This is a genomic window from Siphonobacter curvatus (genome assembly GCF_002943425.1).
GTDB classification, from domain to species: Bacteria; Bacteroidota; Bacteroidia; order Cytophagales; family Spirosomataceae; genus Siphonobacter; species Siphonobacter curvatus.
On record NZ_PTRA01000006.1, the window covers coordinates 325,491 to 339,627 of the forward strand.

The window sequence follows — 14,137 nt, forward strand, 5'->3', positions numbered from 1 at the left end:
GCCGGGCAGTGAACCTGCCCGGCTTTCTTAGTTTTATGAGCTTACGCATTCGACTTAGTCTAGGTTTAGTACTGGTTTCTCTGATAGCCTCCGCTCAATCATCGCTGACTTCCTGCCGGGTTGAGTTGGTGGGTGATACGTTACGATTGGGGAATGCCTTCATCGAACGGCTGTATCTGTTCAATCAGGGACAGTTACGTACAGTGGCCGTCATCGACAAAGCCCGGAACAAACGCTGGAATCTGAACAGTCAGCAACCGGATTTTTCTTTCCCGAATACTACGGTTTCGGCTTCGGTTCCAGGAAGTTTTACCCGTAAAACCGTCGCGGCTACGGCTACTACACCAGCGTATGTACAGGCAGAAGTACTGACACCCCTGGGAGACTTGTGGCTCAAACGCGTCTTCCGGATTTATCCGGATTGCCCGGCCATTGCCTGCGATTATCACCTCAGGGGTCGTCTATCGGTAACCGAGCAGCGGAGCGAAACCGCGGCCTATGACCTGCGAAACATCGAATCGCAGGCGGCCCAACAGGCCGGACAGGCCCAGGCTGCTTTCCTGGATCGATTGACGCTACCGAGTCTGCACGTACAGGCTAAGGCGGTCGAGTTCTTCGATGCAACGGATCAGAATAATACCCTCGTGCAGGAGTATCCTCGCCTGGCCTATCGTCAGGAAGTACGCTTACGTGGCAACCTGCTGTTCTTCCAGGAAGTCGGTCAACCGGCGGGCTGGTTTTTTCTGAAAGAGGCTCCCGTATCCGGCGTACAATTGGCGTATCCGGGTTTTGATTTTACCCTGAAAACCAACGAAGTGAAGGTGGCTGGATTGGGTATTGCACCGCAGGATCTACGTCCCGATGCCTGGATACGGGGTTACAGCGTAGTACTCGGCATTAGTGATGGCACGGAAACCGGAGCCCTGCTGGCTCTTCGTTCGTATCAGCGTCAACTTCGGCAGTCGCCCGCGGATGAAATGATTCTGCTCAATACCTGGGGCGACCGCGGACAGGATAAAAATATTAACGAATCCTTCGTACGGCAGGAATTGAAACGAGCCGCCCGGCTGGGCATTACGCATTTTCAGCTGGACGATGGCTGGCAACAGGGCAAGAGTGCTAACTCGGCCTTCCAAGGGGGCAGTTTTACGAACATCTGGCAAAAGCCGGATTACTGGCGACCCGACCCCGCTAAATTTCCCAACGGTTTTACGTCACTCCGGCAGGATGCCGAGAAAGCCGGAATTTCCCTTTCGACTTGGTTTAATCCGAGCATAGACAGCAGCTTTAAGTACTGGGATAAAGACGCGTCGGTACTCATCGATCAGTACCGCACTTACGGCATTCACATGTGGAAGATTGATGGCGTCCGGATTGCCGACAAGCAGGCGGAACTTAATTTTCGCCACATGCTCGATACCGTCATGCAGGTTACGCAGGGAAAGGCCTTGTTTAACCTCGATGTGACCGCAGGACGGCGGTTTGGCTATCACTATTTTTACGAATACGGAAATCTGTTTCTGGAAAATCGATACACCGACTGGGCTAATTACTATCCTCACTATACGCTGCGAAATTTATGGATGCTTTCGCGGTACGTACCCCCGCAACGCCTGCAAATTGAATTTCTAAACAAGTGGCGAAACACGGATAAATACCCCAAAGACGACCCGTATAGTCCGAGTCGGTATTCCTTCGACTACCTCTTTGCACTAACCATGCCCGGACAGCCGCTGGCCTGGATGGAAGCTCGCAATTTACCCGAGGAGGCTTTTAAACTGTCAGAATTGATCGGTATTTACCGAAAACACAGTCATGACTGGCACCGGGGTGCCATCTTCCCGGTGGGCGATACGCCGACGGGTACGAGCTGGACGGGTTTTCAATCCCTGCTCGATTCGCCGAATGTGGGCTATGTACTGGTTTTCAGGGAAGATCATCCGCAAAGCCAAGGTATTTTTTCATTGATGAAGCTTTCTCCGGGGCGTTACTCGTTCACCCTACTGGCTGGCGAAGGCAAGAGTTTTCGTACGCAAGTGGGGACAGAGGCTAAAGTCGCCTTTCAGTTACCTACACCCCGTAGTTTTAGCTGGTACCGCTACGAAAAAATTCCTTAGACGTTTCAGGCAGTCATCTCGACTATACTTGAAATGATTCCCGTAAAATGGATTTCGTACCGTATGCTGCCATCTGCAAGCGGCTCTACGTACAGGCTGGCTCCGATGGATTGGCTTAGGTGTTTGATTAAAAACAAGGATAGGTTTTCGCTAAGGTTTTGTTTGGTACCCTTGTTTTCTTGCTGCGTTAATTCCTGGGAAAGTCGTTGTAATTGAGCCACTTTCAGGGGTTGAACTGGATTCGTATCCTGAATCGTAACCACCCAGACCGAGTCATTGCGGGTATCCCAAGATACCATAATCTTACCCGCTCGCTGCGATCCTTCCGGGGTTTGACGAATCAGGTATACCAATAGCGTCTGAATCAATCGCTCCGTCTGATGGGCGTCATTCATTACCGACAAATACTCCGCTCCGTTAGCCAGGAGTGTTAAACCCCGGGCCAGAGCCTGGGGTTTGGTTTTTTCGATGATGTGTTGGAGCAGGGCCGCCACATCAAAGGTTTCCGGTATTTCTTTTAAGGTTTTAAGGCGGGCCAAGTCCGTTATATCTTCGACCAGCCCATGAACATTTTCTAAATTTCGGTGCAGGATTTGTAAAATCTGTTGCCGTTGTTCAGGAGTAAGGTCCGGCTGGCTGATCAGTGCAGCCGCTCCTTCTACCATGCCTAAGCTACCGCGTAGGTCATGGGTGGTTATCCGCATCAGTTCATGACGTTCCTGTTCTAGTTGGTACAAGCGGTTGAGCGTTTGCTGGACCGCTTGCGTCTGTTGCTGTTGTGTTTCGGTCTGTTTTGCCGTAAACTGCTCAACAACCGCCCCGGTTACTTCCTCCCAAAAGGTACTCGTTTGTTCGTATACATCGTCTACGGGTGTTGCATAACGCTGCCCATACGCCCGGATGGTACACCCGGTAGCTTTTCGGATGTACGCCATTTCCCGAAGTAAGCCTCCCAGGGAATATCCCTGTTGGTAGCGTTGCGAACCGTGCTGAGCCGCTATCTTGTAAGTATCCCGGGCTATAGGTTGTTCAAGTAAACGGTCTAGTAATTCGGGGATCCGATTTTGAAATACTGTATGGGAATCGTTCCGGGAGCTAAACAGATTTGCATCGCACCAGGCCTGCCACTGCTCAAGTAAAACCCTTCGTTGAGCAATCAGATAAGCAGCCAGAGATTCCATAGTCATACCGGTTCAAAGATCATTGAATCACTGCAATATACCGGGTAATGAATGGCCGACACTACTTCTCATGCGTACCTGTGCATTTCTTACCGTAAGTCAAATCACTCGGCTGAGCTGGTGAAGCAATTTTATTACAATCTTAAAATAAAGATACGCATTAGTGTTCTAATCCTCAGGAGGTTGGCTAGAAAGATTACAGTAATATCCCCTTTCCGAAGCAGAATATAAAACATTTCCAGCCTTTTGGGGTTCAAACAGCATGTTTGAAATGCTATACGCCGACGAAAAGCCCTGAGATGAAACGAAAGGACAAACAAGTAGTATTGATTGTGGAAGACAACAAAGAGTATCAGTCCTTATTAGCGTTAGGGCACGAAAAAAGTCGCATCTCCTGCGATTATATCTTTGCAGATTCAGCGGAAAACGCTCTTTTGTACCTACATGATGAATCTCCTAATCTCATTCTGTTGGATTACGAGCTTCCCGGTATTAATGGTTTACAATTGCTGGATCAGCTCAAAAAGAGTGAATCCTGGAAGGGAATTCCCGTACTCATGTTTTCGATGCATGGTACGGACAAACTCGTGGATCGAGCTTACGCTCGCGGAGTACAGGGTTTTATGGATAAACCCGATGATTATGCGAGTGCCATCGAACTCTGGCAGGATCTGCCTACGTTCTGGCGGTCGAATGACGTAATCCGTGAATGGGACTAATTTTAACCCCGTTCGCCGTAGCGAATACTCCGGCGAACGGGAACCGACGTTACTAGGATTTCATGGGTATCCGACTCAGGATATACCGATCAATATAAAAGGTTCCAAAGGGCACTACGCAGGCTAAGAGTACTTTCCAGGTAGTAGTTTTGAATCGCCAATTCTGCTCTACGCCCACACTGAGGGTATTGATCACAAAGAGTAAAAACAAGCCGCCGTGGATAGGCCCGACGAGTTTAGATAAGGCCGGGTTTTGTCCGTAATACTTGAGAGGTACGGCGACAAACACCAAGACTAAAAGAGATACACCTTCCAGAAAGCCTAGAATCCGAAGGCGGCCAACGCTGGTACTGAGCAGATTTTGCATGGTTAATAGGGTCTAAAATAAGGACGAGTGGCCAGGGGAGAAAAGGGCCAGGGAATGGCTACGAAAATCAGTAGCAAGGCCAGCGAGAACCACACGATCTGCGTAAGGAACTTACCGTTAGCGGTGGGCTTACGTTTGGCCATGGAAGATCCTAGCGTAATACCCACAACCGCCAACAACATCAGAGCGATGTGAATAATGCTGAAAAAGAAAGGCTCGGCTAGTGCTTCCTTGCGGGAAGTACCAAAGTAATAAGATACCAAAGGGCTTTGTGTATACAGGATGATTCCGATCAGGAGTTGTACGTGGGCGATGGTCGCCGTCCAGTGGCGTACGGAATCATCGGTTTTCGTAAAAACGCGTCCGGAACGATACCCTTGAATAGCCCGAACCAACGCGTAGATCAGACTTAGCAGAACCAGCCATCGAAAAATGGAATGCAAAAAAAGTAAGGTAGGGTACATAAGGGGAGAAAAATAAATACTGATTGGTATGTTTTTAATAAAAAATTAGCGTAACGTTTGTAAGTAACTTTTCAGTTCTTTCAGATACACCAGATACGATGATCTTCCCAGAATTTTACCCAAGTTCCGTACGCCACTATAACCGGTAATGATAAAGGAGGCTACCTGAGCGGGGTTGACTTCATCGCGAATGATCTGTCGGTTTTGGCCCTGTCGCAGAGCTTCCTGAATCGCCTGATCCCATTGCTGAACGAGTCCGGCCAGTGCCTTTTGAAAAGCCGTGTTTAATACGGCCATTTCATCAATAAAGTTGACTGCTGGACAACCATACTGCACTTCGAAGAAAGGATCCTGTAATAGCAGACGATACACGACCGCATACAAATCCTCCACCGGATCCGTCGAATTTCGTAAGGCTTCAACCATCGCCTGTTGCATGGCCGGTACCATTACTTCCGCAATGACGGCTAGGCCCATTTCATCCTTATTCTTGAAATGGTAGTAAAAAGCCCCCTTCGTTACTTGTGTCGTAGCAATGATATCGTCGATGCTGGTAGCCTGGTATCCCCTTCGATACATCAGTTCAAAAGCCTTCTGCAAGATCATCAAACGAGTAGTAGCCGCTTTTGACATAAAATACCAGTTAGTATGTTTTGCAAACATACAGGTCGGCTTGCATTCTACCAAACGCTTGAGAAAAAATGGTTCAGCCTAACCTTTTCTAAGCTTGAAAATGACCCGGCCTTGTCGCTGATTTTTAAAGCGTATAGACTGGCACGTGTATTTTCTGTTTTTATGAACGAATGTCTTCCTGTACGCAGGGGTATTCGTTCCACCAAAACCGATCTTATGTATGGGTACCAACCATTTCCCTAGAGACTTTCAGGCTGATTCAATCCTAATAATTTTTGCCAATCCCTTGCATTTAGACCCTGATTATTAACGACTTAAATAGCAACTAGAATGTCTGAATAGCTCGTTTCAACGTCTGAGTAAAATCCTATCAATCGTTTACGCTGACCAGCGTGACAGCAGAGCAACTGGAAAATGCTCATTCACAAAATACCAGGAACCTTACCGTTTCATTCGTAATCTTTTCTCTGATCCACCTATTCATTTTTATTACGAAACTCCTATGGATGCTACGATGAAAGCAGCACTGAAAACGGCTCAGGGCGAATTTGAAGTGACAGAAGTTGAAACGCCTCAGCTACCCAAAGCGGATTGGGTACGGGCCCGGATTCGGGTAGCGGGCATTTGCGGTACGGATCTTCGACACTGGAAAAAAGAAGAACCGCACCTGGAATGCCGTATTATGGGGCACGAAATGGCGGGCGAAGTCGTGGAGGTTGGTCCAGAAGTGACGCACGTAAAACCGGGAGATCGAGTAGTGATTGAGACCGTACTCGGCGACGATACTTGTGAGTGGTGCCGGGTGCAACAGTATAATTTATGTCCGCATCTCTATGAAGTTCGCATGGATACGGTTTCACAGGCTTTTGCTACGTACGTAGTTGGACCGGCTAAAAAATTCTATCCGTTACCCGATCACGTCAGTTTTGAGGAAGCTACGTTACTGGATACCTTTTCCGTTTGTATGCACGCCATTCAGCTCAGTGGAATCAAAATAAACGATAAAGTTGCCATCATTGGAGCGGGTCCCATCGGCCTTGGTCAGTTACAGCTGGCTAAAGCCTGCGGAGCGGATGTGATGGTACTGGATATTGTCGACACATCGCTGGAGCTGGCTTTGGAACTGGGTGCGGATTTGGTTGTGAATACGAAAAAAGAGGATGGGTATGCCAAAGTGATGGAATTTACGAAAAACCGGGGGGTCGATATTGCCTTCGAATGTGCCGGTGGCCCTTCGATGCTCGAAACGTTACCCCAGGCCGTATCGTTTGCCCGAATCGGGGGAAAAGTAGTTATTGTGGGGGGATTCGATACCGGGAAAACGTCTATTCCACTGGAATGGCAACATATTCAGATGTCGGAAATCAAGCTGATTTGCAGTGCCAGTTACGCGTTTTGGGACATTTACTCGGAAATGCAGATGTGTCTGGATTTACTGGCCAAGGGGAAGCTCAATGCTCAGAAACTCATCACGCACCGTTTTTCGCTGGACGAGATCAATGAGGCCTTTGAAACGGCTCAGAATAAGGAAAAAACCGGAGCCGTATTCGTCGCTCTACAAATTTAAAGTCATTCCCCTGGCTGTTGCTTTAGGGACAGCAGCCAGGGTTTTACCGATGTGGGTTTCCTATCGAACGAAACCGATCGGTTGACTTTATAAGTCCGTACGGCTTCACTACCCTTTCAATCGATCGGTGATGACTTGTGTCAGCAGATCCAGATTAACGGGTTTCACCAGATGTTCGTCAAAACCGGCTTCCTGCGTACGACGTTTATCTTTCCATTGGCCGTAGCCAGTGAGTGCAATGAGTAAGATGTGCTGCCCCCAGGCTTCTTTTCTGAGTAATCGGCAGGTTTCGTACCCGTCTAACTCCGGCATACCGATGTCGAGTAAAATGACATCCGGGCGTAGCTGTTCTGCCGCCCGAATTCCTTCCAGACCGCTATTTTGAGTAAACACTTCGTAGCCCTTCAGTTCCAGTAACATGCCTAGTGTTAAGGTCGCATCGGGGTTGTCGTCGACTACCAGAATCCGGTGACGAACGCTGGTTTGAGGCTGAGGAGCCACTATGGGCTGCGGCGAAGGAACGGGCAGATTGGGTAGATAAATCGTGAAAGTGCTACCCAGCCCCAGACCTGCACTATACGCTTCGACGCGTCCTCCGTGCAGCTCGACTAACCGCCGAACCAGCGTAAGGCCCAGGCCTAAGCCACCTTCGGAACGGGCTACTGAATTGTCGACCTGTACAAATAAGTCGAAGATGGATACCAGCTGATCCGCCGCTAAACCGATTCCATCGTCTCGTACCTGTAGTAACACGGCCTGACCATACTGCTCATCCTCCTGGACGTTCAGTACTAACTCGATTTGCCCCTCCGCTTGGGTGTACCGGACGCCGTTGGTTAATAAATTGGTGAGTACCTGACTCAATCGCAGAGCATCGGCCTCTATCCGAATCGGACGGTCGGGCAGGTTCAGGTGTAACTGGCGACGTCGTTCTTCGAATTGAGGTCGGACGATTTGAGCGACCTCCGTGACCAGTTCAACCAGATCTAGCGATTCTTTCTTTAATTCAATTTTCCCCTGACTAATCCGGCTTACATCCAGCAAATCATCGACCAGTCGTACCAGATGCTCCGATTGCCGGTTCATCAGAGTCAGGGTATGTTCGTGTTGCCGATCATTCGTAGTATGCAGCGACAGAATTTGCAGGCCATTGCGAATCGTCGCCATCGGATTACGAAGTTCGTGGGCCAACATGGCCAAAAACTCATCTTTACGGCGATCCGCCTGCTGAAGTGCTTCTTCGGCCTCCTTACGCTGCGTAATGTTTAAAGCAGCTCCCGTTACAAATTGGGTAAGACCGTTTTCATCCCGCATTACTTTTCCCTTGTCCTTCAGCCAGATTACGGTACCGTCGGGACGTTGTACCCGGAAATCCAGGTTAAACTCACGCCCCTGCGAAAGGCACAACCGTACCTCTTGCTCCACCAGAGGCCGATCCTCGGGATGAATCGCGTCGATAAATGCCTGTTGCGGAATAATCTGCGTTTCGGGTGATAAGCCCAGTAATTGACTCATACTGGAATCAAGAATGTTGTCATTGGTCTCCAGCCGATATTGCCAGGTTCCTATCTCTCCCGCCGATAAGGCTAATTGCAAACGTTCCTCACTATCCCGCAGTGCCTTTTCGACCCGTACCCGTTCGACGACCTCCCAGGTACGCTCGCCTACTTCCCGAATCAACTCCCGTTCTTCGCTGGTCCAGGTACGGGGTTTAATACTACCCACCGCAAGAGCCGCAATCAGTTGCCCTCCCTTGATCAGCGGTATGCATAGGAAGGATTGAACCGCAAGGGCCACGTACGACAAATGAGCGTCCGGTAATCGATCGTTCGACCAGAACGCATGGCCCGCTTGCAATACTTCGATCAGGGGCTGTACCAGGCTAAAGGTATACGTCCCTACCAGACTAGGACCCTTTCCGCGAGTGTAATCCCGTTCGACTACTATCTGCTTCTGAGGTACATCGATTCGGACGTAGCAGGCCCGATCCGTTTGCAGTTGTTCTCCCAGTAAACGACAAGCCTCTCCCTGGATTTGAACAGGATCGATCAGCAGACGCAGCGTATCATTGAGTTTTAACAAAAAGCTCTGTCGCTCTTCACTTTTACGTAAGGTTTCTTCGGCTTTTTTACGCAGTGTAATGTCAGAGAAGAAAACCGCGAAACGTTCCGCTCCGTACCCTACGGCCCTCACCTCAAACCAACGGTCTAGGGATGAAGCAAACTGTTCGATGTGCAGGGACTCCTGCGTCCGTACGACCCGATCATATAGCGGTACCGTAGGATCCATCACGGGTAAGATTTCACTTCGCAAACGACCGACTACCTTTTCATTGGCGATACCCGTATGCCGTTCATAAGCCGGATTTACTTCCAGGAAACGAAAGTCAACGGCTTGACCATTGGCCGTACGTACAAGCTCACAGAGGGCCAGTCCTTCTTCCATAGAATCAAACAGCGTTCGTAATTTCTTTTCCGACTGCCTGGAAATGACTTCGGCTTTGGCTCGTTCGGTAGCCGCCCAAATCCGCTCGGCGGTATCTTCCAGCAAGGATAACTCGGGAGGGGTCCAGACGTGCGGTTCTGGAAAGTGAATGGCAATCATGGCCACTAGTTCGCCCTTTTTAACCAATGGAATAGTAGCCCAAGCTTTGAGATTAAGACGTTCATAAATAGCCTTTTGCTCTTCGGAAAGATGTTCTTGCTGCGTAACATCATTTCGAAAGCTCATTTGACCCGCACACCATTCTTCAATTACTTCCGGTGTAAAATCAGTAAATGGAAAGCACTGGCCCAGCAGGTCTGTTTCGCCGGGAGCCGAGTCGACTGCAATGACTTTCAGGCTTTTATCGGATAGAGCTTCCGTATACGAAACCCGGCTGGCCTGCAGGTGCTGTCTGAGTACTCGTATGGCTTCCTGCTGAATCGTTCGGGGTTCGGTCAGATCCCGAATTGCATCGCTTAATTCTAGTAAAAAGGCCTTTCGAATCTCACTGTGTCGCAGCGTCTCTTCGGCTTTTTTTTGCTCGGTAATATCCGTATAGACCAGAGCGAAATGCTCGCCTTCCGTGGCGTATACGGAAACTTTGTACCAGCAGTTGGTTTCTTTAAAATAATGTTGAAATTGGGCGGCCTGACCCGTATCTACGACCCGGCTATAGGTTTCAATCCACCAATCATCGACGGTTGGAAACAGATCCCGGCAGGTACGGCCCAGAGCCTGTTCAATGGGCATTCCAACCAGCCGCTCAAAAGCAGGATTGATTTCCAAGAATCGAAAATCAACACCTTTGCCCGTATCATCTCGGATAAGTTCCAGGATCTCAAACCCCTCTTCCATCGAATTAAAGAGCTTCTGATACTTATTCGTGGCCTGCTGGGCAGTCGCTTCCATCAATCGGAGATGATTGTATTCTATCTCTTTTTTATCACTGATGTCAATATTGATGCCCAGCCACTTTTTTACGGTACCGTCAGCGTTGTAAATCCGGGTGGCCCGTACGTTAGTCCAACGCCAACCTCCATTGGGGCGTTTTAGTCGAAATTCAGCATCGACGGGTCTATTCTTAGCAATGGCTTCTTTCCATTGTTGAAGTGCATAGGTCTGGTCATTTGGGTGAACTGCGGTAATCCAGCCTTCGCCCAACCACTCTTCCAGACTTTGACCCGTATAGGTTCGCCAACTAGGAGAGTCGCTAACGACTAATCCCTGAGCATCTGTCTCCCAGAAAGCCTGAGCGAAGGATTCAATTAAGGTCTGATAATCTTCCGCTGTGGTGGGATCTAACGAATCGGCAAAGTCAGACAGATAGGCGGTAGTCATACGCTTGGGGATTAATGGGTAAGCGGCTCGTTCGAATGATTGATTTCTCTACACTATTAGTTAGCGAAGATTTTCGAGTAAACCCGTTACTGGTAATAACATCGTTAACGGCACGGTGTTTCTACAACGTCCCTTTCTGTAGCTTGCACAAAAGAGTCGATTAATCCAGCATCACGGCGTATAGTGATCAATTTGAAAGGCTTGTACCCATAACGCTGCAAAAGGATCGGACTGTGCATTGGCTAGTAATGCAAAATTAAACTTAGCAACGTTGGAAAGATCGAGCGGCGTTTTTCCACCCGTAAATGCAGTGAAATAAAGGGTACACGTTCGAAATCGCGAAGTAGCCGGAAGCGTAATGTGGGGATGTACACCCCCATGAACGCCCGTTTGACGCAATTGCAGTACAACCGGTACATTCGCTTTGTACCGCAGTCGCAGCCACCGACTCTGGCTTAAATCCACTCGCCGGGCTTCTTCGCCCGAAGGGGTACGCGGGTCAATGGGGAACGAAAGTTCACCGTAACCTTTCACATTAAACTTGACGTAAGCACGTACTCGGCCTCGTTTTTCAATCAATGCTTGCCGCCCTTGCACAGGCTGTAGCTGTTGGGTTTGCTCGTCGTGTCCGGTTAGCCACTGCGAAAAACCGTCGAGCGTTAAAGGAGAGATCGGCTGAGCCTGTAGAGGAACCGTCTTCATCATCAAAACCAGGAAAGCAAGCAGGAAAAATCGCATGGATCGTTTCAAATAGGAATAAGTAAAACAAGCGTTTAGCTTCTGTAAGTCTATCTTCTAACAAATTTGTCAAAAATAAATTAGCGTGTATACCCTTCCGTTCGTAGTTTACCGCCAGTCCTGCTGCTTACCATAGCCGTATCATTTTTTCTACTTCTAAACCTTGATCATATGCGTTTATATTCTGGACTCTTTATTCTGTTTGCATGGCTTGGTTTCGGCTGTCATTCCCCGGAAAAATCCACTGAAACTGAAACAAAAAAAGGACGCGTTACCCTCCGGGGTAAAATCGTGGCTACTAAAAGTCCCCTTTTATATTTCCCCGTGGCAGAACACTTATACGATATTAAAGAGGATCGTTTACTAACCGAAGGGCGAGTTGATCAGGGAGGTAATTTCCAGATTCAATTTGATTTGGATGCACCAAAAGTTTTAAAAATTTTAGGTCGAAATGCGTACGTAACGCCGGGTGAAACCGTGGAATTGGCAATCACTATTCAAAAACCTTATGAGGGACTCGAACGGGTTCAATGGCAGGTAAAAGCTGACTATCCCGGCAATTATCTGTATTTTACGGATACAACCCTTGCTCCCCTACTTCCGCCATCTGGTTTTTCTGAGATGGCTGAGACCCCTTCTGTTAACGACCTCACAGCTCAAAAACAATTGCTGATTGATCAGCGAGCCAGGGCTGATTCTACCGTGGATCATTACGCGGGGCAAGCTATATCGCTCGGTTTTCAGCAATGGTTAAAAATGAAAAATAAATACGCTTATCTAAGTGCTTTACTGGATAATCTGCCGACGACGGACGAAGGTATGTTTAAACCTTATCCAGCTGAATACCTGGAAGAGTTAAAAGGTTTTCCTTGGAATTCAGATACCTCATACGCCAGTTTGCCTGATTATTATTACAGTTTACATAGGTATACTTTTCAAGCCCTTGCTCCCAAAAATCTGGATGACGCCATTGAGCTGATTGATCAAACGTATACGGGGCGTAACCGTGAGTATTTGTATTATGGGGTTATTCTTCAGCACCGCCGTACCCTTTGGGGAATTGCGGATCCTGAAGAGTTTAAACGGACGCGTAAAAACCTTTCTTACCTTTACAATCAAATCCACGACGAACGATTTACTTCTTTGTTGCACCAAATCGATAATGGAATACCCGCCGAAGTTCCTTTTACTGATTCAGTAAAAAACCTACTCGTAACGGATGTTAATGGCAAGGAATTTCGCTTGGAGGAAATCTTAAAACAGGTCAAAACGCCTTACATCTACGTAAATTTTTGGGAATCCGAGTGCAAGCCTTGTATGGATGATTTGAAATTTTATGAGGATTTTGCTAATTCTGACCTGACCTCCAAAATTACGTATCTGATGTTATCATCCGATCGGGATGACAAACATCACAAATGGGTGAATACCCATTATCGTTCAAACCTTCCCAAACAGTCTAGTTACCGGTTTAAAGGCGACGGGTATCAGGTCACCAAGCGAGCCTTTAATATTCGAATGCAACCTCGCTATACCATCGTTAGTGAACGTAACGTGCTTTTCCTAAATGTACCTGCTTTAAATCGTTATCAACGGCTAAGTAATTATCTCAAACTAGCTAGTATTTGAGGAAACACTACTAAATACAGATGGTTTTTCCATACCGTGTATAGATTTAGGTTTTCTAAGTATATTACTCAAAATGAATGAATTGAGTAGAAGATATAGCATTAGTCTTGCTGCTACCAACTCAACATTTTATTTTTGCTACTAACCTTTAGTACCCCGTCCCTTTTGATGAACGAGGTTCTAGTTATCCCACACTACAATACGGTATACGAGGTACGTTTGTCCGCATCAGTTGACTAATCTTCCAGTTAGCACTGATTAATTGCTATTACCTAACTATCCGCCATGATCGAACCAGCCATTCCTAACAATGAATCCGAACGCTTAGCGGCTTTGGAAGAGTATAAAATTATGGATTCTCTACCCGAAATGGCCTACGACGCCATTACGCGGCTAGCTTCCGAAATTTGTGGTACCCCCATTAGTCTCATTACATTACTGGATCAGTCCCGGCAATGGTTCAAATCCAAGCAGGGTCTCCAAGTCAGCGAAACCCCGCGTGAACTGGCATTCTGTTCTCATGCCATTCTTACCCCGAACGTTCCGTTCATTATCGCTGACGCCCGGGAAGATGAACGCTTTCACGATAACCCCTTAACAACTGGTGAGCCGCATGTTATTTTTTACGCGGGGATTCCACTGATTACTCCCGAAGGGTATCCCCTAGGCTCTTTGTGCGTCATTGACGAAAAGCCCAAGCAACTCAGTGAAGATCAGCTGCAAGCCCTCAAAGACCTATCCTATCAGGTAGTCATGCTGCTCGAACTTCGCCGCAAGCACTTTCAGGCCGAACGGGCCCGGGCCGAAGCCGAAGACGCCCGTCAGGCCAAAGCCCGTTTCCTCTCCACCATGAGCCACGAAATCCGTAATGCCCTCAGCCCCATCATCGGCTCAGTGGGT

The 14,137-nt window shown here is 48.1% G+C and carries 11 protein-coding genes; 5 read left to right on the forward strand and 6 right to left on the reverse strand.

Going from position 1 to position 14,137, the window contains the following annotated elements; all coding sequences use genetic code 11:
* Positions 1-35: 35 nt before the first annotated feature.
* Positions 36-2,117 carry an alpha-galactosidase gene (locus C5O19_RS22800; RefSeq protein WP_104715694.1) on the forward strand — a complete coding sequence of 694 codons (2,082 nt, stop codon included), beginning with the start codon at positions 36-38 and terminating at the stop codon, positions 2,115-2,117.
* 5 nt (positions 2,118-2,122) lie between these two features.
* Here C5O19_RS22800 and C5O19_RS22805 read toward each other — a convergent pair whose 3' ends face one another.
* Entirely contained in the window at positions 2,123-3,304 is a 1,182-nt protein-coding gene (locus C5O19_RS22805; RefSeq protein ID WP_133163437.1) for a sensor histidine kinase, read from the reverse strand.
* A gap of 293 nt (positions 3,305-3,597) precedes the next feature.
* Here C5O19_RS22805 and C5O19_RS22810 point away from each other — a divergent pair, with 293 nt between their 5' ends.
* Entirely contained in the window at positions 3,598-4,017 is a 420-nt protein-coding gene (locus tag C5O19_RS22810) for a response regulator (RefSeq protein ID WP_104715696.1), read from the forward strand.
* 52 nt (positions 4,018-4,069) lie between these two features.
* Here the strand turns inward: C5O19_RS22810 and C5O19_RS22815 are convergent, their stop codons facing one another.
* From C5O19_RS22815 to C5O19_RS22825, 3 genes are all read right to left on the reverse strand, one after another.
* Complete coding sequence (locus C5O19_RS22815; RefSeq protein ID WP_104715697.1) at positions 4,070-4,384, reverse strand: DUF3817 domain-containing protein; 315 nt, start codon at positions 4,382-4,384, stop codon at positions 4,070-4,072.
* A gap of 2 nt (positions 4,385-4,386) precedes the next feature.
* Positions 4,387-4,827 (reverse strand): hypothetical protein, encoded by a 441-nt coding sequence (locus tag C5O19_RS22820; protein WP_317046527.1) that lies wholly within the window; start codon positions 4,825-4,827, stop codon positions 4,387-4,389.
* A gap of 66 nt (positions 4,828-4,893) precedes the next feature.
* Entirely contained in the window at positions 4,894-5,511 is a 618-nt protein-coding gene (locus C5O19_RS22825; protein ID WP_243406484.1) for a TetR/AcrR family transcriptional regulator, read from the reverse strand.
* A gap of 484 nt (positions 5,512-5,995) precedes the next feature.
* Here C5O19_RS22825 and C5O19_RS22830 point away from each other — a divergent pair, with 484 nt between their 5' ends.
* Positions 5,996-7,048, forward strand: a complete 1,053-nt coding sequence (locus C5O19_RS22830) for a zinc-dependent alcohol dehydrogenase (protein ID WP_243406485.1) — start codon at positions 5,996-5,998, stop codon at positions 7,046-7,048.
* A 108-nt stretch (positions 7,049-7,156) separates the two neighbouring features.
* On the opposite strand, the gene C5O19_RS22835 is transcribed toward C5O19_RS22830, so the two are convergent.
* A complete protein-coding gene (locus tag C5O19_RS22835) occupies positions 7,157-10,870 on the reverse strand; it encodes a PAS domain S-box protein (protein ID WP_104715701.1) in 3,714 nt (1,237 codons plus the stop codon).
* A 171-nt stretch (positions 10,871-11,041) separates the two neighbouring features.
* Positions 11,042-11,608 (reverse strand): hypothetical protein, encoded by a 567-nt coding sequence (locus C5O19_RS22840; protein WP_104715702.1) that lies wholly within the window; start codon positions 11,606-11,608, stop codon positions 11,042-11,044.
* 171 nt (positions 11,609-11,779) lie between these two features.
* Between C5O19_RS22840 and C5O19_RS22845 the strand changes: the two genes are divergently transcribed.
* Positions 11,780-13,237, forward strand: coding sequence for a peroxiredoxin family protein (locus C5O19_RS22845; protein WP_104715703.1), 1,458 nt, complete (start codon positions 11,780-11,782; stop codon positions 13,235-13,237).
* Positions 13,238-13,522: 285 nt separating this feature from the next.
* On the forward strand, positions 13,523-14,137 hold a 615-nt coding region (locus tag C5O19_RS22850; RefSeq protein WP_133163438.1), incomplete at its 3' end, for a GAF domain-containing protein.

What these genes read in the sequence shown, in the direction of transcription:
- C5O19_RS22800 (WP_104715694.1), top strand. Translation starts at nt 36, where the DNA reads ATGAGCTTACGCATTCGACTTAGTCTAGGTTTAGTACTGGTTTCTCTG.
- C5O19_RS22805 (WP_133163437.1), bottom strand. Translation starts at nt 3,304, where the DNA reads ATGACTATGGAATCTCTGGCTGCTTATCTGATTGCTCAACGAAGGGTT.
- C5O19_RS22810 (WP_104715696.1), top strand. Translation starts at nt 3,598, where the DNA reads ATGAAACGAAAGGACAAACAAGTAGTATTGATTGTGGAAGACAACAAA.
- C5O19_RS22815 (WP_104715697.1), bottom strand. Translation starts at nt 4,384, where the DNA reads ATGCAAAATCTGCTCAGTACCAGCGTTGGCCGCCTTCGGATTCTAGGC.
- C5O19_RS22825 (WP_243406484.1), bottom strand. Translation starts at nt 5,511, where the DNA reads ATGTTTGCAAAACATACTAACTGGTATTTTATGTCAAAAGCGGCTACT.
- C5O19_RS22830 (WP_243406485.1), top strand. Translation starts at nt 5,996, where the DNA reads ATGAAAGCAGCACTGAAAACGGCTCAGGGCGAATTTGAAGTGACAGAA.
- C5O19_RS22835 (WP_104715701.1), bottom strand. Translation starts at nt 10,870, where the DNA reads ATGACTACCGCCTATCTGTCTGACTTTGCCGATTCGTTAGATCCCACC.
- C5O19_RS22840 (WP_104715702.1), bottom strand. Translation starts at nt 11,608, where the DNA reads ATGCGATTTTTCCTGCTTGCTTTCCTGGTTTTGATGATGAAGACGGTT.
- C5O19_RS22845 (WP_104715703.1), top strand. Translation starts at nt 11,780, where the DNA reads ATGCGTTTATATTCTGGACTCTTTATTCTGTTTGCATGGCTTGGTTTC.